The following is a 19,143-nucleotide window of genomic DNA, read 5'->3' on the forward strand; positions in this document are numbered from 1 at the left end:
TTCTTGTCGCGATCACGAAGCCGTCACCCCCGCAGCCGATGGCTTGGCGTCCCCGGCCTCCTTCTGACGCCCGAGCCGCGTGGCGCCATGCGGCGACAGCACCGGCACGAAGACGCGACGCGAGGCGCGCTGGGCGACCGGAACGCCTTGATAGAGCCGCTTCTGCGCCTCGACGACGATGACGCCGGAAAAGATCGGCCACAGCCGCCGGCCGGCGCGTTCCAGCACGTTCTGGAAGCGCATCATGAAGCGACGCCGCGATGGCGGGAAGAACAGCGCATCGGACCAGGCGGCCGGCGTGAAATTCGTCTCGCGCAGCAGTTCGGTAAGCTGGCCGCGCGAGAAAGGCCGGCCATTGCCGAACGGCGTGTGCTCGAAGCGCGCCCAGACGCCGCGCCGGTTGGGCACGACGATGACGACGCGGCCAGCCGGCGACAGCACCCGCCAGATCTCGTTCAGCGTTTCGCGCGGATTTTCGACATGTTCGAGCGAATGGACGAGCAGCATGCGGTCGATGCAGGAATCGACCAGCGGCAGCTCCTCGTCGAAGACCAATGCCGTCGCCGTCGGCCCCGTCGCCGGCCACACCACGGCGCCTTGCGTTGCCGGCATGAAGGCGAAGACCCGCTCGGCATCGGCGCCGAAGCGCTCCAGCCACGGCAAGGTATAGCCGAGGCCGACCAGCCGCTCATTGGGCACGGCCGCCCAGATCGACGACAGCGCCATGGTGATCGAGCGCTCGGCGAACCGGCCGAGCGTTGTCGAATAGAAGGAGCGAAGATCGACGATGTCGGAATGCATGCGAGGGATGTAGCCGTGATATCGGCGGGTTTCAACAAAAGGCCTCGACGAGGTCGACATTCCCGAGTGACACTTGTCATCTCCCTGGAAATGTCATTCGACATTCCGGGATGACATCGGCGCCTTGGCGCCCTATGTCTGCGGCGACAATGGAGAGATGCGATGCCGGTCGAAATCGAACAGTTCATGTGCCGCAGCGACAATTTCGGCGTGCTGGTGCATGACCCCAAAAGCGGCCAGACCGCGATCATCGATGCGCCCGAGGAAGCGCCGATCCTGGCCGCACTCAAGCGCACCGGCTGGACGCCGACGATGATCCTGACCACGCATCACCATGTCGATCATGTCGAGGCCAATCTGGCGCTGAAGGAGCGCTTCAAGCTGCGCATCATCGGCCCGGAAGCGGAAAAGGCGAAGATTCCCGGCATCGACGAAACCGTCGAAGAAGGTTCCGTCGTTCATCTCGGCGATGAACGGATCGAGGTGATCGCCACGCCTGGCCATACCGCCGGCCACGTCTCCTATCACTTGCCGGCATCGAAGGTGGCGTTCACCGCCGACACGCTGTTTGCGCTGGGTTGCGGGCGGCTATTCGAATGCAAGCCGCCGGTGATGTACGAGTCGCTGAAAAAGCTTGCAGCGCTGCCCGCCGCGACCGTCATCTATTGCGGCCATGAATACACGCTCTCCAACGCGCGTTTCGCGCTGACCGTCGACCCGACCAATTCGGCCTTGAAGGAGCGTGCCGCCAAGATCGAGGCGTTGCGGGCCGAAAACAAGCCGACGCTGCCGACGACGATCGGCGAGGAACTGTCGACCACTCAGTTCCTGCGCTGGCACGACCCAGCGATCCGCAAGCATCTTGGGCTGGAGAAAGCTTCGGACGCCGAGGTGTTCGCAGAAATCCGCAAGCGCAAGGATAATTTCTAAACAAAGACAGGATGGTCTGGAACCCATGACCAGCGCAGCCGAAATCACCGCGATCCTCGGTCTGAAGCCACATCCGGAGGGCGGCTGGTATGCGGAGACCTTTCGCGACGGCGCCGGCGGCGCGCGCGGCCATTCGACCGCGATCTATTTCCTTTTGGAGCAGCACCAGGTTTCGGCCTGGCACCGGGTCAAGGACGCCACCGAGGTCTGGCATTTCCACGCCGGCGCCCCGCTGGCGTTGTCGATGAGTGAGGAAGATGGCGCCGTGTTCGAGCAGGTGCTCGGCATCGATCTGGCGGCGGGCGAGCGGCCGCAGATCGTCGTGCCGGCAGGCTGGTGGCAATCGGCGCGCAGCCTGGGCGAATGGACCCTGGTCGGCTGCACCGTCGCACCGGGCTTTGAGTTTGCCACCTTCGAGCTGGCCGAGCCCGGCTGGCAGCCGAAACAACCCCAACTCAGCAAGAACCGCTAGCTCAGCAGGAATCCTAGGGTGATCGCCAGTTGGGCGGCGTAGTATAGACCCCAGACGGCCAAACGCATCCAGACGCGGTGCGGCGAGATGGCAGCCACCAGGAATTTTTCAGCGGCGAGCAGCCCGTCCGATGCCATGAACAACAGCGCGCCGCCGACAATCGAGACGCTGCCTGTCGTCAGCGCCGAAACGCCCATGGCGAGGATGGCCGCGATATAGACGACGATCGGAACGCGCAGGCCTGGACCGACACGCCGCCAGAGCGCCGCCAGCATGACGATCGCGAACACCGCCATTGCCAGTGCGATCGCCCCGCGCCACGACTCGGCGCCAAGCAACTCCAGGCCGCCGCCACCGCGCAGGAACAACGCGACATAGACGATGTGCGCGACGAGAAAACTGACCAGCCCGCCGAGAAAGGCCCTTTCGCCGTCGCGCGACAGGAAGGCGTCGCCAACCGCGCTGAGCGTGAGCGCCGCGACCAGCAGCGGCGGGCCGCCTTGCAGCGCCGCCAGCACGGCAAGCATCGCCACGGCGAGTGTCTTTACCGCCGAGCGGGCGAGCGTCGGCGGCATGTCTGATATGAAGGCGTAGATCACCGCCGCCACCAGCGAAAAGATCAACGTAGCATTGGCATTGGCGTCGATGCCGCCTGCAAACGGCATCGTCATGCCTTGGCTCCGCTTTCGGTCACGACCGGCTTGCGCAGAAACAGCGATTTTGCCGCCAGCGCCGCCCCGCCGGTGATGAGCACGCAGGCGGCGAGGATGCGCAGCGACGGCTCGGCGACGCCGGCCGCGATCAGCACCAGCGTCGACAACAGCGGCGCCGCATAGCTTGCCGCGCCGAGCACCTGGATGTTGCCGCGCTTGACGCCGATATCCCAGGCGTAGAAGGCCGCGCCGACCGGCATCAGGCCGAGCCCGAGCACGGCCAGCCACTGGCCGGCACCGTTCGGCAGCACGGTTTGTTCCAGCGCCAGGTGGCAAGCGAGCGACAGCATCGCGGTGGCGGCGCAGAACCAGGTGACGATGCTGGTCGGCACCGACGGGAAGCGCCGCGACAAAAGCGAATAGGACGACCACAGAACCGCACAGACGGCGGCCATGGCATAGCCGAAGGCGTAGCGGGCATCGAAGGCGAGGCCGCCGCCCTTGGTGACGATCAGCACGGTGCCGGCAAGGCCAAGCAGCGCGCCGACGACATGGTTCCAGGCCAGGCGCTCGCCCGGCATCAGCGCCGAACCCAGCACGATCAGCAGCGGCCACAGATAGGCGATCAGGCTCGCCTCCACCGCCGGCGCATTGCGCAGCGCGGTGAAGTAGAAGAAGTGGTAGCCGAACAGGCCGGCAATGCCGATCAGCCAAACCTGCGGCGGTATCTTCTGGCTCTTGTCGGGGGCCCGCATAACCAGCCGCGCGACAAGCCCGACCCCGGTGCCGATCGAAAAGGTGATTGCCGACAGCAGGAACGGCGGCACCTGGCCGGATGCATCCGTAAGCAGCGCCAGCAGCGCCCACATGGCGACCGCCGAAAAGCCGATGAGTGTAGCGCGCCCCATTCTGTCTCCAGTGGTGCGCCCCATTCTGTCCGCAGTGGCGCGACCTATTGTACCGCTTCGAAACGCCTGGCGCTGATGGTCAACGTGCCGATCTGCGTTCCAACCGTGGCGTGGATCGGCGCATATACGCCGGTTTGGCCGAGCGGCGCAAACGTCACCATCATGCGACTGCGGTCCTTCAGGTAGTTGAGCGCCTTGCGGCCCTTGCGGTACCCCGCCACAGGATCGAAGCCCATCCGGCAGGTGATGGTATCGCCCTTGTAACCCGGCACCGAGATCGTGCCTTTCGACGCGTAGGTCAGCGTCAGATCGGCGCGCATCTCGCCATCATAGAATTTCACCGTGCGGCCGCAGACCTGGTCGAGGCTGTCGGCGTGGATGACGGTGGCGGCCATCGGATCGAGCACCGATGCCAGGTCGCCGGTGCCAATCGGCACCCAGCTCTTGGGATCGCGCTTGTCCGGCGCCGGGATGACCTGCGTCGAGGTGACCGTGCCATTGGCAAAGCGGATATCGACCACCGATGCCTTCTTGCCGGAGGTGTAATCGGCACGGAACGCCTGCGGCACCATCTTCTTGCCCGAGATCGTGCCCTTGGACGAGACCGTGCCCTGGGTATCGTCGAACAGCTTGGCGAGACCGGCAGCTCTGACGCTGCCTTCGATCGCGTAGGCACCATTCTCATAGTGGCTGGAAAACGTTGATTTCGCTATCGAAAGACCAAGGAACGACACGATGTACTCGCCCTTGAACGACTGCGGCGAGGCAGCTGTGGCGGCGGACGGCAAGGCGATGGCGAGCAGGGCAGCAAGGGCGTGAGAGGAACGAGGCATGGCGGCATCGGGTCCTTGATTCTTGGCCGGAGGCGGGCAACTCCGGGGCTGGCATGTCCCTGTCAGACCGCTTATAGGATGAATTCCGGCCTTAATATGAAATGCCGGGCGCGTCCGTGGGCATGCCGGAGCTTGACGCACCGGTGAAATGCAACTATGGAACGCCAACTTTTTCCATAAGGCCGCCTGACCAGAACCGCGCGCCACCCGGCGTGGGCATAAAGGTTTGGCAGACCCGAGAACTGAAGGTTAGAACTATGTCCCGCACCTGCGAACTCACTGCCAAGGCAGTCATGTCCGGCAACAATGTGAGCCACGCCAACAACAAGACCAAGCGTCGCTTCCTGCCGAACCTCGTCAATGTGACGCTGATCTCGGAAGCGCTGAACCAGAACGTGCGCCTGCGCATTTCCGCCAACGCCCTGCGTTCGGTCGAACATCGCGGCGGTCTGGATGCCTTCCTGGCCAAGGCCGACATCAAGGAACTGTCGCAGCGCGCGCGTCTGTTGAAGAAGCAGATCGCCAAGAAGCTTGCCGATCAGCCTGCTGCCTAACATCGTTTAAAGGCGGGGGACGACCGCCTTGGGCATCGGATCCAAGCCCTTTCAACGTGGCTTCCGATGCTCAAACAAAGCGAGCGTGATCCGGTTTCGGAATAACGCTCCGCTGGTTCCATTACCCAGGATAAAAAAATGAGTTCCTTCTCGCGATACCTGCCCTTCGTGGCCGCCATGGCGCTCGTCGTCGTGGCATCGAACATTCTCGTGCAGTTCCCGATGCAGGGGCAGATTGGCGGCTTGTCGCTGGCCGACCTTTTGACCTGGGGCGCCTTCACCTATCCCTTCTCGTTCCTGGTCACCGATCTGGCCAACCGCCGCTATGGGCCTGCCGTGGCGCGCAGGATCGTCTTTGTCGGCTTCATGACGGCCGTCATCTGCTCGATCCTCGTCCCGCCCTTCCTGTTGCGCCACGGCCTGATCGAATTCGAGACCGCGGCCGACCGGCTGGTGCGCATCGCCGCGGCGTCAGGTGCTGCGTTCCTCTGCGCGCAATTGCTTGACGTCACCGTGTTCAACCGGCTGCGCCGGCAAAGCTGGTGGCGGGCGCCGATCGTCGGCACGCTGGTCGGCTCGGTGTTCGACACCGCCGTGTTCTTTACCGTCGCTTTCTCTGCCGCTTTCGCCTTTGCTGGTCCCAACGACAGTTTCGCGCTCGAAACCGCACCGCTGATGGGTGTGTTCCATGTCGACGCTATGCGCTGGATCTCCTGGGCGCTCGGCGACCTCAGTGTGAAGCTGATCATCGCCATTGTGGCGCTCATCCCCTACCGGCTGCTCGCCGCCCGCTGGAGCCAGCCGGCTGTCGCGGTCTAGGCCTTTCGGATAAGATCACGCCAAACAGAAAGAAAGCCCGTGATCCCCTGGGTCCAGCTCGATTCGGCAAAGACCCCAGACGGCCAGCAAGAGCTTCGCCTCAAGCGGCGCGGTTCCGAATTCTCGATCATGCTCGGCACCAATGAGCTGATGAACAGCCGCCTCAGCGGCTCCGAGCAAGCGCTGGCAAAACTGTCTTGCCAAAGGATTGCCGACCATCGGCGGCCGAGAATGCTGATCGGCGGGCTCGGCATGGGTTTTACCTTGCGCGCCGCCCTCGCCGAACTCGGCAATGATGCCAGCATCGTCGTTGCGGAGCTGGTGCCGACGGTCGTCGCCTGGGCACGCGGCCCGATGGGCGAGGTGTTTGGCGGCTGCCTTGACGATCCGCGCGTCACTGTCGAGGAAACCGACGTCGGCCAGTTGATACGGTCTGAGCCGGCAGCCTGGGACGCCATCCTGCTCGATGTCGACAACGGCCCGCAAGGCATCGTCCACAAATCCAACGACGCGCTTTACAGCCTGCAGGGGCTGGGAGCCGCGCGCACCGCCCTCAAGCCGGGCGGTGTCCTGGCGGTATGGTCGCAAGGTCCCGACGGCGGCTTCACCCGGCGGCTGAAGCAGGCAGGCTTTGCGGTCGAGGAGATCAATACGCGCGCCAACGGCAAGCGTGGCGCCCGCCATGTCATCTGGATGGCAACCAACGGCCCACGATCCTGAGCGAGAGCCGGTCGCGGTCCGGTCTACTTCGACTTCTGGAGTTCCGCGGCAAGGGCTTCCAACAGCGCGCGTGTCCCCTCTTCCCGCCCTTTCGCGGAATCGACACCGTCGAAAAACGCGCCCTGCTCGGTATAGGTCAGCCGCGTGCCACTGCCCGAGGGGGTCAGCTCGACGGTGGTGAGGGATGCCGACATTGGCTGGGGCCCGATCGCCATCCTGTAGGAGAACACAATGCGCTGGTCGACAACGATGTCCTGGAACTGCGCGTCGAGCCTGATCTCCGGACCGCCGGCATAGCTGAATCGCGACACCTCGCCACCGCCGACGCGGAAGTCGAAGCTGAATTCGGCGATGGCAAAACCATCGCCATCGATCCGCCAGCGCCGCACCGTCGCCTTGTCGGCGAAGGCATGGAAGACTCGGGCCGGCGATTGCGGATAGGTCCGCTCGATGGTGAACGTGGAGTGGATGACGGAATGCTCGTCTTTCACGGGGGCGATCTGGTTCATGTCTGTTCGTCCTTTTCCTGATCTTGAACTTTCGGGGGCGATTGATCTGTCTCGGCCAGGATCTGGCCAAGACGGTCGAGGTGACGTTCCGCCGGTATGCGGCGTTCAGCAATCCAGTCGGCCAGCGGGGCAAGCCCGCCCGGTTCGATCCGGCAGGTGCGCACCCGTCCGATCTTTTCGCTGCGGATCAGCCCGCAGGCTTCCAGCACCTGCAGATGTTGCAGCACGGCGGCGAACGTCATGCCGAACGGCTCCGCCAGCTGGCTGACGGTGGCTGGTCCGCGGCTCAATTTTTCCAGGATCTGGCGGCGGGTGGGCTCGACCAGAGCCCGCAAGATGCTGTCGATCTCGGAATAGTTAAGCATGGACTTGAGTATTGCGGCGGCGTCATCAATTGTCAAGTCTAGACTAAAGTATTTTGATGCGCGACCGCGCGGCTGGAAAACCGTTCAATATCAATGACTTGGCAGGGCAAATGCGGAGCGGGTCAGTCGCGTCATCGAAAATTAATGGCGACTGTCAGCTTGTGAGGCGTTGCTCAATCCTGATGGAGAATAAATTCCAGATAGAGATTGCGCTGCAGGATCGAGTGGTTGTCGTCGGAGACCAGCGACACCATCAGCGCGCCGTCGTCGCGGGTCCAGACGTCGAGCCCTTCCATATTGTCGATCTGGTAGCCCATGTCGGCCTCCAGCAGCACCGGCCCGTCGGCGACGGCGCCCTTCTCGACGCTTTCGCCATAAATGCGCCGCAGCCGCATCTTGACGCCGCGGGCCATCGAGAAGCTGCGCTCCAGCAACAGCAGGTCGCCATCCGGCAGGAAGGCGCCGTCGGTGATGTCGAAGTCGCCGTTGCGCTTGACGGTAAACACGCCCTTGTGCGGCCCTTCGATGATGGCGGCATAGATGTTGCCGGCCTTGTCGAGGCTCTTTTCGGAGACCACCACCAGCCCGCCCTCATGCTGGCCGTTGGCATTGGCGTGGGTGACGGTCTCGAAACCGCGGTTCTGGCGCAGTTCCCGGGCCGGCACCAGGAAATCCAGCTGCTTGAACGGCGCCTTCATATCGTCGGGGTCGATCTTGAACTGGGCGACGTGATGGCTGCGCTCGAAGCCGACAGTGGCGATGCCGTCCTTGACGGCGAGGCCTTCGGCGTCGACCTCCCACTTCTCGTCGATCGCCCGCCCCGCTTCGTCGACCATCTGCTGGATGCGGAAATTCTGGATGCCGGACGGTCGCTTGTCGGCGTCGCGGACCACCGTTCCGAAGAACCAGAAGCCTGTGTCGGCGACGCCGATGAAATCGCTGCCGCCTTTGAGAAAGCGGAAGGCCGACAGCGCCCCGAAATCGCGTGTCGCCGAGGTCAGTTCCAGCCCACCGACAAATTCGAATGGGCCGAACTGTTTGTCGGCGCGGCCGATTTGGAATTCTGTGATCGGGCGGGCCGAGATTTCGACTGATTCAACTGAGGTCGAGTCGGGCGAACCGGCCAGCACCGGAGCCGCGCCGGCAAATAGGGCGATGGCGGCGAAAAGCGTTTGCTGGAAGCCGCCGCGCGAAAAGATCATCCGGCGCGCCGCATGCCGCCGCGCCGCGTGTCGCGGGCGCTTTCCTCGGCGAACAGCGAGGCCAGTTGCTCGGTCATGGCGCCGGCCAGTTCCTCGGCGTCGACGATGGTGACGGCGCGCCTGTAATAGCGGGTGACGTCATGGCCGATGCCGATGGCCAGCAACTCCACAGGCGAGCGCGTCTCGATCAGTTCGATGACGGCGCGCAGATGGCGCTCGAGATAATTGCCCGGATTGACCGACAGCGTCGAATCGTCGACCGGCGCGCCGTCAGAGATCATCATCAGGATCTTGCGCTGTTCAGGCCGCGCGATCAGCCGGTTGTGCGCCCACAGCAGCGCCTCGCCGTCGATGTTTTCCTTGAGCAGGCCCTCGCGCATCATCAGGCCGAGATTGCGCCGTGCCCGCCGCCACGGATGATCGGCGGATTTGTAGATGATGTGGCGCAGGTCGTTGAGCCGGCCGGGGTTCGGCGGCTTGCCGTCCTTGAGCCACTTCTCGCGCGCCTGGCCGCCTTTCCAGGCCCGGGTGGTAAAGCCGAGGATCTCGACCGAGACGCCGCAGCGTTCCAGCGTGCGCGCCAGGATGTCGGCGCAGGTGGCGGCGACCGTGATCGGCCGGCCGCGCATCGAGCCGGAATTGTCGAGCACCAGCGTCACCACCGTGTCGCGGAACTTGGTGTCGCGTTCCTGCTTGAAGGACAATGGCTGCATCGGGTCGATGACGACGCGCACCAAGCGCGCCGGGTCGAGGTAGCCTTCTTCCAGGTCGAAATCCCACGACCGGTTCTGCTGCGCCATCAGCCGCCGCTGCAGCCGGTTGGCCAGCCGCCCGACGACGCCGGACAGATTGGCAAGCTGCTTGTCGAGGAAGGCGCGCAGCCGGTCGAGCTCTTCCTCTTCGCAAAGCTCCTCGGCGCCGACCGTCTCGTCGAAAGCGGTGGTGAAGACCTTGTAGTCGATTTCCTTCGGCAGATTGGTGAAGGGATTGTCGTTGCGGCGCGCCTCGCCGGGCGTCTCGGCATCCGCATCGTCATCGTCGGACAGGTCGTCGGCGGTGGCGTCGGAGGCTTCGGTCTCGGCGGATTGCTCGTCATCGGCGGACGCCTCGGCATCCTCGGACTGTGACTGCTCGGAGCCGGAATCCTCTTCGCCGCCCTCCTCGCTCTGTTCCTCGCCTTGCGGCTGGTTGTCGTCATTGTCCTCGGAGTCTTCGGTCTCCTGGTCGTCGCCGAGTTCCTCGGCCATTTCCATGGAGGCGAGCATCTCGCGCACGACGCGGGCGAAGGCCTGCTGGTCGTCGAGCTTGGCCGAGAGACCGTCGAGATCGGCGCTGGCCTTCTCCTCGACCCAGGGCCGCCACAGCTCGACCAGGCGCTCGCCGCTCTTCGGGATCGGACGGCCGGTCAGCTTCTCGCGCACCATCAGCGCCAGCGCTTCCTCGATCGGCGCGTCGGCTTTGTCCTTGACGTCGACGAGGTTGGCCTTGGCGTATTTGTCCTCCAGCATCGAGCCGATATTGTCGGCGACGCCTTGCATGGCGCGGCTGCCGATCGCCTCGACGCGGGCCTGCTCGACCGCGTCGTAGACGGCGCGGGCCTGTTTGCCCTCCGGCGCCAGCTTGGTGTGGATCCGCACGTCATGGCAGGCGCGCTTCAGCGCCATGGAATCGCCGAGGCCTCGAGTGATGGCGATGTCGGCCTTGGACGCCTTCTTCGGCAGTTCGGGCAGCCGGGCGCGGCTGCCGGCAAGTGCCGGCCTATCCTTGGCGAAGCCGACTTCAAGCTCCTTGTCGCCGGCGATGGCGCGCATGCAGACAGTGACGGCACGCTTGAAGCTGTCGGCTTCAGACCCCGTCTTCGACTTGTTGCGCGTATTGTCGCCCGGACCCGCCATCGAGACTCTGCTTAGCCCAGCACCACATTGGCAGCTGATTCCGGCAAATCCTCGCCGAAGGCGCGCTGGTAGAACTCGGCAACCACCGAACGCTCCAGCTCATCGCACTTGTTGAGGAAGGTCAGCCGGAACGCCATGCCGATATTGCCGAATATCTCGGCATTCTCGGCCCAGGTGATGACCGTACGCGGGCTCATCACGGTCGACAGATCGCCATTGATGAAGGCCGAGCGCGTCATGTCGGCGACGCGCACCATCTTGTTGACGATGTCCTTGCCCTTGCCGTCGCGATAGTGCTTGGCCTTGGCCAGCACGATGTTCACTTCATTGTCGTGCGGCAGGTAGTTCAGCGTGGTGACGATCGACCAGCGGTCCATCTGCGCCTGGTTGATCTGCTGGGTGCCGTGATAGAGGCCGGTGGTGTCGCCCAGGCCCACCGTGTTGGCGGTCGAGAACAGCCGGAAGGCCGGATGCGGACGGATGACCCGGCTCTGGTCGAGCAGCGTCAGCCGGCCCGACGATTCCAGCACGCGCTGGATGACGAACATCACGTCCGGACGGCCGGCGTCATACTCGTCGAAGCAGAGCGCGACATTGTGCTGGTAGGCCCAGGGCAGGATGCCGTCGCGGAATTCGGTGATCTGCAAGCCGTCCTTGACGACGATCGCGTCCTTGCCGACGAGATCGATACGGCTGACATGGCTGTCGAGGTTGACGCGCACGCATGGCCAGTTGAGGCGGGCGGCGACCTGTTCGATATGTGTCGACTTGCCGGTGCCGTGATAGCCCGACACCATGACGCGGCGGTTGTAGGCAAAGCCTGCAAGGATCGCCATCGTCGTGTTCTTGTCGAACAGATAGTCCGGATCGATGTCGGGTACATGCTCGCTGGTCACCGAATAGGCCGGCACCACCATCTTGGACTCGAACCCGAATTTCTCCTTCACCGACACCGTCGTGTCGGGCAGGTTGGCGATGTCGCGATCGACCTTGTTCATATCTCTCAACGTCTCCACGGGCGAAAGCCTGATTTCGCCGGCAATCGATTTTGTCCGGGGGCGGTCTTAGAGCCTTTTCCAACCTTATGAAAGTTGGAAAACGACACGAACCGTATGGTCGCTCAGCACAGGCCCGCCTGTTTGAGCACGCGATAGGCCTGCAGCACATCGCGGAACCGGTCTTCCGAACCTCGGTCGCCACCATTCGCATCCGGATGGTGACGCTTCACCAGTTCCTTATAGCGCGCCTTGATCTCCTTGCCAGTCGCCTTTGTATCAAGGCCAAGCGTTTCCAGCGCCTTGGCCTCAAGCGGCTTGGCCTTGCGCTCGCGTGCCTCGCGCGGATCCTTTGGCCCCTTGAACAGGTCGAATGGGTCGCGCATGCGATTATAGTAGCCGGCGCGGCCGGAGCGCATCTGGGCCACATCCGGCGACGAACGCGTCGAGGCGCCGTTGACGCCCATCTTCCAGGTCGGCCGGTGTCCGGTCATGGCTTCCTTCTGGAAGCGCGCGACCTCGGTGTCCGGCACACCGGAGAAATAGTTGAAGCCCTTGTTGTACTCGCGCACATGGTCGAAGCAGAAGCGGAAATACTCGCCCTCCTTCATGCGCCCGACCGGCGCACGATGGGTGCCCGCTTCCTTGCAGCCGTCCCACTGGCAGATCGGCGAGTGCGACTTCAGCTCCGCATCCTTCTCCGGGCGGATGCGAATCTTCTCGAAATATTTGGGATACGGCTTCATCTCACCCATTTATGGGGCGTTCGCAAATGCGAAACAAGAATTGACATTTTCGCGATGATCGCCCTAACCGCTGAATCGCGGCATAAAGCAGGCGAATGGCGGATTTTGTTGCGCGGCAGCGGCTTTTGCGAGCCCGATTTTGGTTTTGCCGGCTGCTACGCCAGGCATATGTGGTGAAGGGAGACGGCGATGTCCATACAGGCGACCATGGAAGACAAGCTCAACAAGGCCTTTTCGCCGGACCGGCTGGTCATCATCAACGAAAGCCATCTCCATGCCGGCCATCACCATCACGGCTCCGACCATCACGGCGCCTATGACGGCACCGGCGAGACGCATTTTCGCGTCCGCGTCGTCTCTTCGGCCTTTGCTGGCATGAGCCGCATCGACCGCCACCGCGCCGTCAACGAATTGCTTGCCGACGAACTGAAGGCCGGCGTGCATGCGCTGGCGATCGAACCGGCGGCTCCCGGCGAAAAGACCCGCTGGTAGGTCGGTTCCGCCTTCGCTGTGCTCAGAGCACCGCTTCGATGAGGAACGGTCCGCGCCGCGACAAGGCGCTCTCCAGCAGCGCGTCGAACCGCTCGCAGGTATCGGCGCGAGCCGCCTCCACGCCCATGCCTTTGGCCAGGCAAACCCAGTCCAGCGACGGCTGGTCGAGGTCGAGCATCCGCCTGGCGTTCTCGCCGATCGCGCCGACGCCGACATTGCGCATCTCGCCATGCAGGATCGCATAGGTCCGATTGGAAAAGACGATCGTCACCACGTCGAGATTTTCCCTGGCCTGCGTCCACAGCCCCTGCACCGTGTACATGCCACTGCCGTCAGCCTCCAGATTGATCACCTTGCGGCTCGGACAGGCGATCGCCGCCCCGGTAGCAAGCGGAATGCCTCCACCGATCGATCCGCCTGTGGTCATCATGTAATCGTGCGGAGCGGCAAAGGCCGACAAGGCGAAGAAACGCCGTGCCGAGGTGACCGCCTCGTCGCAGACGATCGCATCGGCCGGCAGCTTGCGCGCCACCGACAGCGCGATCGCATCCTCCGTGAGTTGGCCGCTCGGCGTCGCCTCGTCGGGAAAGGCAGTTGCGAACACCGTCTGCTGCGACGGCTTGATACCGAGTTCGTCGCGGAGCGCTTCCAGAGCCGCATTGAGATCCTCGCCATGCGCGGCCAGCGTCAGCACCTGGCAGCCTTCCCGCACAAGCCGCCCCGGCTTTCCCGGATAGGCGAAGAAGGCAACCGGCTCCCGCGCGCCGGCCAGCACCAGAACATCGATATCCCTGAGCAGTGCCGTCGCCGCATCGATCGGATAGGGGATGCGCGTCGGCGCGACACGCCCGCACCCGCGCTGCATCCGGGCGATCAGCACGTCGCTGAACACACGGACATCGCTGCCCGTCGAGATCTGCCCGGCGACAGCAAGCGCATCGGCTCTTGCCGCCTGTCCGCGAACGATGATGCCCGCCCGACCCGGAGCGGCACGGATAGCTGCGGCGACCGTGCGCACGGCGTCCATGTCGACGGCGGGCGGCGGCGCCAGCGTCGCCTTGCCGACTGAGGCTGCGGCAACTTCGCCCCAGGCGGCATCCGCGGGCAGGATCAGGGTGGTTACACCGGGAGGCGTCAGCGAGGCGCGGAAGGCGGCCTCGGTCGCCGGCGCGACATCGTCTGGGCCGGCGATGCGGCGCACCCAGTTCGACATCGGCTTGGCAAGGCTCTCGATATCGCTGGTCAGCGGAGCATCGAGCGGCAGATGGTAGGCTGCATGGTCGCCGACAATGTTGATCATCGAGCTGAGCGCGCGCCGGGCATTGTGCATGTTGGCCAGGCCGTTGGCCAAACCCGGACCGGTATGCAGCAGCGTCGCGGCCGGCCGATCGGTCATCCGCGCATAGCCGTCGGCGGCACCGGTCACCACGCCCTCGAACAGGCCGAGCACGCAACGCATCTCAGGTTTCCGGTCGAGCGCTGCGACGAAATGCATTTCGGATGTGCCGGGGTTGGCGAAGCAGACCGTCACATCATTGGCCAGAAGCACATCACACAGGACATCGGCGCCGTTCATGGAATTCTCTCCCGCTTGACGATCGAAGAGAGCAGTTGCACCGGCAAACGCCCGCGCAGCAATATCCCGTCGGCACTTTTGATCTGATCCAGTCCCTCTGATGCCTGTGCCTCGTCGGGGTCGGGGGTCAGCTGACGGTCGATTTCAGGAATGCCAGCGCGGCGGCGGTCAGCGCGTCGCCATCCTCGCCGAAATCGCGATTAATCGACATGTGCGTATAGGCACTGCCGTCGAACACAGTGACCTTGGTGCCGGTCGCCCGCAGGCGCGCGGCGAAGGCCTTCGAGGCCTCGCCACGGCCCGCGGCGTTTGAATAGGCGATGAAGGTCGGCGGATGCTTGTGGCCGTCGACATAGCTGGCGGGCGACAGCGCGGCCCATTGCGTGGGGTCGGAAAAGACGCGGGCATAGGCCCGGACCATGCCGCCATTGCTGGAAAGCGCTGCAAGATCATAGGCCCTGGTATCGTCGAGGATGAGTGCCGCGACGCCAGGCAGGCCACCGCGCATGCCGGTCAGCGCAATCAGATGGCAGCCGGCCGAGTGGCCCATGCCGACAATGCGATCGGGATCGCCGCCATGCTGCGCGATATTGGCGCGCACATAGGCATAGGCCTTTTCGACGTCGCCGGCCTGGGTGGCGACGTCGGCCTCGGGCAACATGCGATAGTCGATGGAGACGAAGCAGAACCCATTGGCCAGCAGGAAGGCCGGCTTGGCGTTGACCTGGCTGCGTTTGCCGAACTGCCAGGTGCCCCCATGGACGAAAAAGACGACCGGCAGGCCGGTTGCACCGTCAGGCGCATAGATATCGAGCTTGGCCGGCCCGTAGTCGAAGGTTTTTGGCGCGGGTTGGCGCGGGCGCCGCGCGGCCGATGCTCCCAATGGCAGCATCGCCGCCACGGAGGCCAGAATGAGGCTTCGTCGATCGATCATCATGGTCTCCCGACCGTGTAGGCCAACAGTGCCCGCAGGCGCAGCGAGCGTCCAGTTAAGGATTGTTAATACCCGAGTGGTCTGGGTCGGCGCGCCATCATCGATCCGAATCTCGAACGGCACTCGAGTTTTTGGGGGCTCATCCGCTGTAGAGGGGCCGGATCCACCGGCTTTGCCGAACTCGCATCGGGTCGCAAATGTCGCAGCATCAGGCCGTATCAAATGCACTGTCTTGCAGTTCAGCTCACGAAATCAATATCTGCCCCTTGACGGTCTCATCTGGCCATCACCACCTAAGTATTTGGCAAGCATTTTTGCCACATGGGTGGTGTCCCGGGTTTCAATGCCAGATGCACGCGCTCTCCTTCGTGTGAAGGGAACCACAATGCATTCCGGCAGTTGAATACATGATGAGCCGGCAGGCAGCCAAAACGGCTCTGAGGGCAGAGTATCATGCGCGAGAATCAATCCGACGTCTTCGACCTGTTTTCGGAGATTTATGCGAACGCGGCTCAGGAAGAAATCAGCCTCCAGCAATATCTCCTTGCCTGCCGAGAGGACAGATCGATGTATGCCTCGGCGCCTGAACGGATGGTCGAGGCTATCGGCGAGCCGAACCTGGTCGACACCAGCAAGGACGAACGGCTCGGTCGCATTTTCTCGAACCGCACCGTTAAGATCTATCCCTCCTTCTCCGATTTCTACGGAATGGAGGACACGATCGAACGCATTGCTGGCTATTTTCGCTACGCTTCCCAGGGGCTCGAGGAGCGCAAGCAGATCCTTTATCTCCTGGGCCCGGTTGGCGGCGGCAAATCCTCGCTTGCCGAACGGCTGAAGAAATTGATGGAGCAGCGCCCGATCTACACGCTGAAGGTCGGCAACCAGGTCAGCCCGGTTTTCGAATCGCCGCTTGGCCTCTTCCATCCCGATCGCATGGGCGACCTGCTGCAGGATAAATACGGCATAGCCCGACGCCGGCTGAACGGGCTCATCTCGCCATGGGCGGCCAAGCGCCTCGACGAACTCTCTGGCGACATTTCCAAGTTCAGCGTCGTCAAGCTGATGCCTTCGCGGTTGCGCCAGATCGGCATCGCCAAGACCGAGCCGGGCGATGAGAACAATCAGGACGTCTCGGCCCTGGTCGGCAAGGTCGACATCCGGCTATTGGAAAATTTCAGCCAGTCCGATCCGGACGCCTATTCCTATAGCGGCGGACTGAACCGGACCACCCAGGGCCTGCTTGAATTCGTGGAAATGTTCAAGGCGCCCATCAAGGTCCTGCATCCGCTGCTGACCGCCACCCAGGAGGGCAGCTACAACGGCACCGAAAATTTCGGCGCGTTTCCCTACCAGGGGATCATCGTGGCCCATTCCAACGAGTCGGAATGGCAGCAGTTCAAGAACAACAAGAACAATGAGGCCTTTCTCGACCGCATCCTCGTGGTCAAGGTGCCCTATTGTCTGCGGATCACCGAAGAGAGGCAGATCTACGAAAAGCTGCTGCGAGAGAGCGAATTGGCCGCTAGCCCGTGCGCGCCCGAGGTGCTGGACATTCTCAGCCGGTTCACCGTCTCGACCCGCCTGGCCGAGCATGACAATTCGCCACTCTACACCAAGATGCGTGCCTATGACGGCGAGAACCTGAAGGACGTCGACCCCAAGGCGAAGTCGGTTCAGGAATATCGCGATGCCGCCGGGGTCGATGAGGGCATGAGGGGCGTCAGCACGCGCTTCGCCTTCAAGATCCTGTCGCAGACCTTCAACTACGACACCAAGGAAGTGGCTGCCGATCCTGTGCACCTGATGTACATTCTGGAGGAGGCGATCAAGCGAGAGCAGTTTCCCAAGGAATCGGAAGCAGCCTATCTCGATTTCATCAAGTCGGAGATCGCCACGCGGTATGCCGAGTTCATCGGCCACGAGATCCAGAAGGCCTATCTCGAATCCTATAGCGAATATGGCCAGAACCTTTTCGACCGTTACATCGCCTATGCCGATGCCTGGATCGAGGATCAGGACTACAAGGACCCCGACACCGGCCAGATCTTGAAACGCGAGGTTTTGGAAAACGAATTGTCGCAGGTCGAAAAGCCGGCCGGCATCGCCAATCCCAAGGACTTCCGCAACGAGGTGGTTAAGTTCACGCTGCGCGCGCGCGCAAGGAACCATGACCGTAACCCGTCATGGACGAGTTATGAAAAACTCCGCGAGGTCATCGAGAAGCGGATGTTCGGTCAGGTCGAGGACCTCTTGCCGGTGATCAGCTTCGGCTCCAAGCAAGACAGCGTTACGGAAAAACGGCACAACGAATTCGTTCAACGCATGGTCGAGCGCGGCTACACCCAGCGGCAGGTGCGTCGCCTGGTGGACTGGTACATGCGGGTGAACAAGGCGGGCTGAGAGAGCCCGATGGGTCCATGCCGATCTTCATCGACCGCCGCCTGAATCCAAAGGACAAGAGCCTCGGCAATCGCCAGCGCTTCCTCAAGCGTGCCCGCGAGGAACTGAAGCGGAACATACGAGATCAGATCCGCTCTGGCAGGATCGCCGACGCGGATGCCGAGCACACCGTGCCTATGCCCGAAAGGGGCACAGGCGAGCCGAGCTTCAACAACGCCCGCAACAGCGGCAGGCGCCAGCACATCCTGCCGGGCAACAAGCATTTCTCCCCTGGAGACCTGATCCCCAAGCCCGGCCAGGGTGGCGGCGGGGGAGCGTCGTCCCCGGGAAACACGGCGTCTGAAGACGACTTTCGTTTCGTGCTGTCACGCGAAGAGGTGCTCGATCTTTTTTTCGAGGATCTCGAACTTCCGGACATGGTCAAGCTCAACCTCAAGGAAATCCTTGCCTTCAAACCGCGCCGAGCTGGTTTCGCCGCTACCGGTTCACCGACCAACATCAATGTTGGGCGCACGATGCGCAACAGCCATGGCCGCCGCATTGCGCTGAGGCGTCCCAAGCAGGCGGAACTGGACGCGGTCCTCCAGGAAATCGCTACGCTTGAGTTGGTGCCATCCAGCGCAGCGGCAAGCCAGCGCATTGCGGCATTGCGCGAGGATCTCGACCGGCTGGAACGCCGCCGCCGGCGAATTGCCTATGTCGATCCAGTCGACATCCGCTTCAACCGCTTCGATCCCCAGCCTGTGCCGAACGCCAACGCCGTCATGTTCTGCCTGATGGATGTGTCCGGCTCGATGGGCGAGCGCGAAAAGGATCTGGCCAAGCGCTTCTTCGTGCTGCTGCACCTGTTCTTGAAACGGCGCTACGACCGCATCGAGATCGTCTTCATCCGCCACACGCACCTGGCCCAGGAGGTCGATGAGGACACATTCTTCTACAACACGCAAAGCGGCGGCACTGTCGTTTCCACCGCGCTGGAGGAAATGCATCGCATTATTGACGAACGTTACCCGGCCCGCGAATGGAACATCTATGCCGCCCAGGCCTCGGACGGCGACAATTTCGCCGGCGATTCCGAGCGATGCAAAGCCTTGCTCAACGGCAAGCTCATGCGGCTGTGCCAGTATTTTGCCTATGTGGAGATCATCGACGAGCGTGAGGCCCATATCTTCCGCACAACCGAAAACGGGACATCGCTATGGCGTGCCTATAGCGAAATCGACGTGAGATGGCCGAACTTCCAGATGAGCCGCATCGCCACGCCCGCCGATATCTACCCGGTCTTTCGCCAGCTCTTCGGCAGACAGCTGGCTCCCCTTAAGAGAGCGTGAAGGGT

Annotated in this window: 20 protein-coding genes; 8 read left to right on the top strand and 12 right to left on the bottom strand. The window is 63.0% G+C overall.

Translation table 11 applies throughout. The annotated features are described in order from the left end of the window. Positions 1 to 12 precede the first annotated feature (12 nt). Entirely contained in the window at positions 13 to 801 is a 789-nt protein-coding gene (locus AC1DZP_RS00545; RefSeq protein WP_457152069.1) for a class I SAM-dependent methyltransferase, read from the bottom strand. Positions 802 to 963: 162 nt separating this feature from the next. Here AC1DZP_RS00545 and gloB point away from each other — a divergent pair, with 162 nt between their 5' ends. Both gloB and AC1DZP_RS00555 read left to right on the top strand, forming a co-directional pair. Further along, a complete protein-coding gene (gene gloB, locus AC1DZP_RS00550) occupies positions 964 to 1,731 on the top strand; it encodes a hydroxyacylglutathione hydrolase (RefSeq protein WP_477299795.1) in 768 nt (255 codons plus the stop codon). 25 nt (positions 1,732 to 1,756) lie between these two features. Beyond that, positions 1,757 to 2,203: a cupin domain-containing protein gene (locus AC1DZP_RS00555; protein WP_477299796.1), complete on the top strand. Its 447-nt coding sequence runs from the start codon at positions 1,757 to 1,759 to the stop codon at positions 2,201 to 2,203. Here the strand turns inward: AC1DZP_RS00555 and AC1DZP_RS00560 are convergent. From AC1DZP_RS00560 to AC1DZP_RS00570, 3 genes are read right to left on the bottom strand one after another with little or no spacing between them, the layout of a single operon-like run. Next, a complete protein-coding gene (locus AC1DZP_RS00560; protein ID WP_477299797.1) occupies positions 2,200 to 2,874 on the bottom strand; it encodes a lysoplasmalogenase in 675 nt (224 codons plus the stop codon). The genes AC1DZP_RS00555 and AC1DZP_RS00560 overlap by 4 nt on opposite strands. After that, positions 2,871 to 3,764, bottom strand: a complete 894-nt coding sequence (yddG, locus tag AC1DZP_RS00565; RefSeq protein WP_477299798.1) for an aromatic amino acid exporter YddG — start codon at positions 3,762 to 3,764, stop codon at positions 2,871 to 2,873. The genes AC1DZP_RS00560 and yddG overlap by 4 nt, the downstream gene beginning before the upstream one ends. A gap of 44 nt (positions 3,765 to 3,808) precedes the next feature. After that, complete coding sequence (locus tag AC1DZP_RS00570; protein ID WP_095084904.1) at positions 3,809 to 4,597, bottom strand: DUF3108 domain-containing protein; 789 nt, start codon at positions 4,595 to 4,597, stop codon at positions 3,809 to 3,811. 257 nt (positions 4,598 to 4,854) lie between these two features. Here AC1DZP_RS00570 and rpmB point away from each other — a divergent pair, with 257 nt between their 5' ends. The 3 genes from rpmB to AC1DZP_RS00585 all read left to right on the top strand — a co-directional run bounded on the left by rpmB (position 4,855) and on the right by AC1DZP_RS00585 (position 6,690). Then, a complete protein-coding gene (rpmB, locus tag AC1DZP_RS00575) occupies positions 4,855 to 5,151 on the top strand; it encodes a 50S ribosomal protein L28 (RefSeq protein ID WP_095084905.1) in 297 nt (98 codons plus the stop codon). Between the two features lie 138 nt (positions 5,152 to 5,289). Further along, positions 5,290 to 5,970 carry a queuosine precursor transporter gene (locus AC1DZP_RS00580; RefSeq protein WP_477299799.1) on the top strand — a complete coding sequence of 227 codons (681 nt, stop codon included), beginning with the start codon at positions 5,290 to 5,292 and terminating at the stop codon, positions 5,968 to 5,970. 39 nt (positions 5,971 to 6,009) lie between these two features. Continuing rightward, the gene (locus tag AC1DZP_RS00585) at positions 6,010 to 6,690 is read left to right on the top strand and encodes a spermidine synthase (protein ID WP_477299800.1); all 681 of its coding nucleotides are present in this window, start codon (positions 6,010 to 6,012) and stop codon (positions 6,688 to 6,690) included. Positions 6,691 to 6,713: 23 nt separating this feature from the next. Here the strand turns inward: AC1DZP_RS00585 and AC1DZP_RS00590 are convergent, their stop codons facing one another. From AC1DZP_RS00590 to AC1DZP_RS00615, 6 genes are all read right to left on the bottom strand, one after another. Beyond that, entirely contained in the window at positions 6,714 to 7,199 is a 486-nt protein-coding gene (locus tag AC1DZP_RS00590; protein ID WP_477299801.1) for an SRPBCC family protein, read from the bottom strand. Next, entirely contained in the window at positions 7,196 to 7,564 is a 369-nt protein-coding gene (locus AC1DZP_RS00595) for an ArsR/SmtB family transcription factor (RefSeq protein ID WP_095084909.1), read from the bottom strand. Before AC1DZP_RS00595 ends, AC1DZP_RS00590 begins: the two co-directional genes overlap by 4 nt. Before the next feature lie 173 nt (positions 7,565 to 7,737). Then, positions 7,738 to 8,766 carry an esterase-like activity of phytase family protein gene (locus tag AC1DZP_RS00600; protein WP_095084910.1) on the bottom strand — a complete coding sequence of 343 codons (1,029 nt, stop codon included), beginning with the start codon at positions 8,764 to 8,766 and terminating at the stop codon, positions 7,738 to 7,740. Then, positions 8,763 to 10,661: a cobaltochelatase subunit CobT gene (gene cobT, locus AC1DZP_RS00605; RefSeq protein WP_095084911.1), complete on the bottom strand. Its 1,899-nt coding sequence runs from the start codon at positions 10,659 to 10,661 to the stop codon at positions 8,763 to 8,765. Before cobT ends, AC1DZP_RS00600 begins: the two co-directional genes overlap by 4 nt. 11 nt (positions 10,662 to 10,672) lie before the next feature. Then, complete coding sequence (cobS, locus tag AC1DZP_RS00610) at positions 10,673 to 11,659, bottom strand: cobaltochelatase subunit CobS (RefSeq protein ID WP_095084912.1); 987 nt, start codon at positions 11,657 to 11,659, stop codon at positions 10,673 to 10,675. A 122-nt stretch (positions 11,660 to 11,781) separates the two neighbouring features. Beyond that, positions 11,782 to 12,411: a J domain-containing protein gene (locus AC1DZP_RS00615; protein WP_184876143.1), complete on the bottom strand. Its 630-nt coding sequence runs from the start codon at positions 12,409 to 12,411 to the stop codon at positions 11,782 to 11,784. A gap of 180 nt (positions 12,412 to 12,591) precedes the next feature. Between AC1DZP_RS00615 and AC1DZP_RS00620 the strand changes: the two genes are divergently transcribed. After that, entirely contained in the window at positions 12,592 to 12,894 is a 303-nt protein-coding gene (locus tag AC1DZP_RS00620) for a BolA family protein (RefSeq protein WP_095084914.1), read from the top strand. A gap of 22 nt (positions 12,895 to 12,916) precedes the next feature. On the opposite strand, the gene AC1DZP_RS00625 is transcribed toward AC1DZP_RS00620, so the two are convergent. After that, entirely contained in the window at positions 12,917 to 14,470 is a 1,554-nt protein-coding gene (locus AC1DZP_RS00625) for an acetolactate synthase large subunit (RefSeq protein ID WP_477299802.1), read from the bottom strand. Positions 14,471 to 14,597: 127 nt separating this feature from the next. Continuing rightward, positions 14,598 to 15,404 carry an alpha/beta hydrolase gene (locus AC1DZP_RS00630; RefSeq protein WP_477299803.1) on the bottom strand — a complete coding sequence of 269 codons (807 nt, stop codon included), beginning with the start codon at positions 15,402 to 15,404 and terminating at the stop codon, positions 14,598 to 14,600. 453 nt (positions 15,405 to 15,857) lie between these two features. Between AC1DZP_RS00630 and AC1DZP_RS00635 the strand changes: the two genes are divergently transcribed. Together AC1DZP_RS00635 and AC1DZP_RS00640 are read left to right on the top strand one after the other, a co-directional pair. Continuing rightward, positions 15,858 to 17,807 (top strand): PrkA family serine protein kinase, encoded by a 1,950-nt coding sequence (locus tag AC1DZP_RS00635; RefSeq protein ID WP_095084916.1) that lies wholly within the window; start codon positions 15,858 to 15,860, stop codon positions 17,805 to 17,807. Positions 17,808 to 17,824: 17 nt separating this feature from the next. Next, complete coding sequence (locus tag AC1DZP_RS00640; protein WP_477299804.1) at positions 17,825 to 19,138, top strand: YeaH/YhbH family protein; 1,314 nt, start codon at positions 17,825 to 17,827, stop codon at positions 19,136 to 19,138. Positions 19,139 to 19,143 lie beyond the last annotated feature (5 nt).

It is taken from the genome of Mesorhizobium sp. P2_F8 (assembly GCF_056403655.1).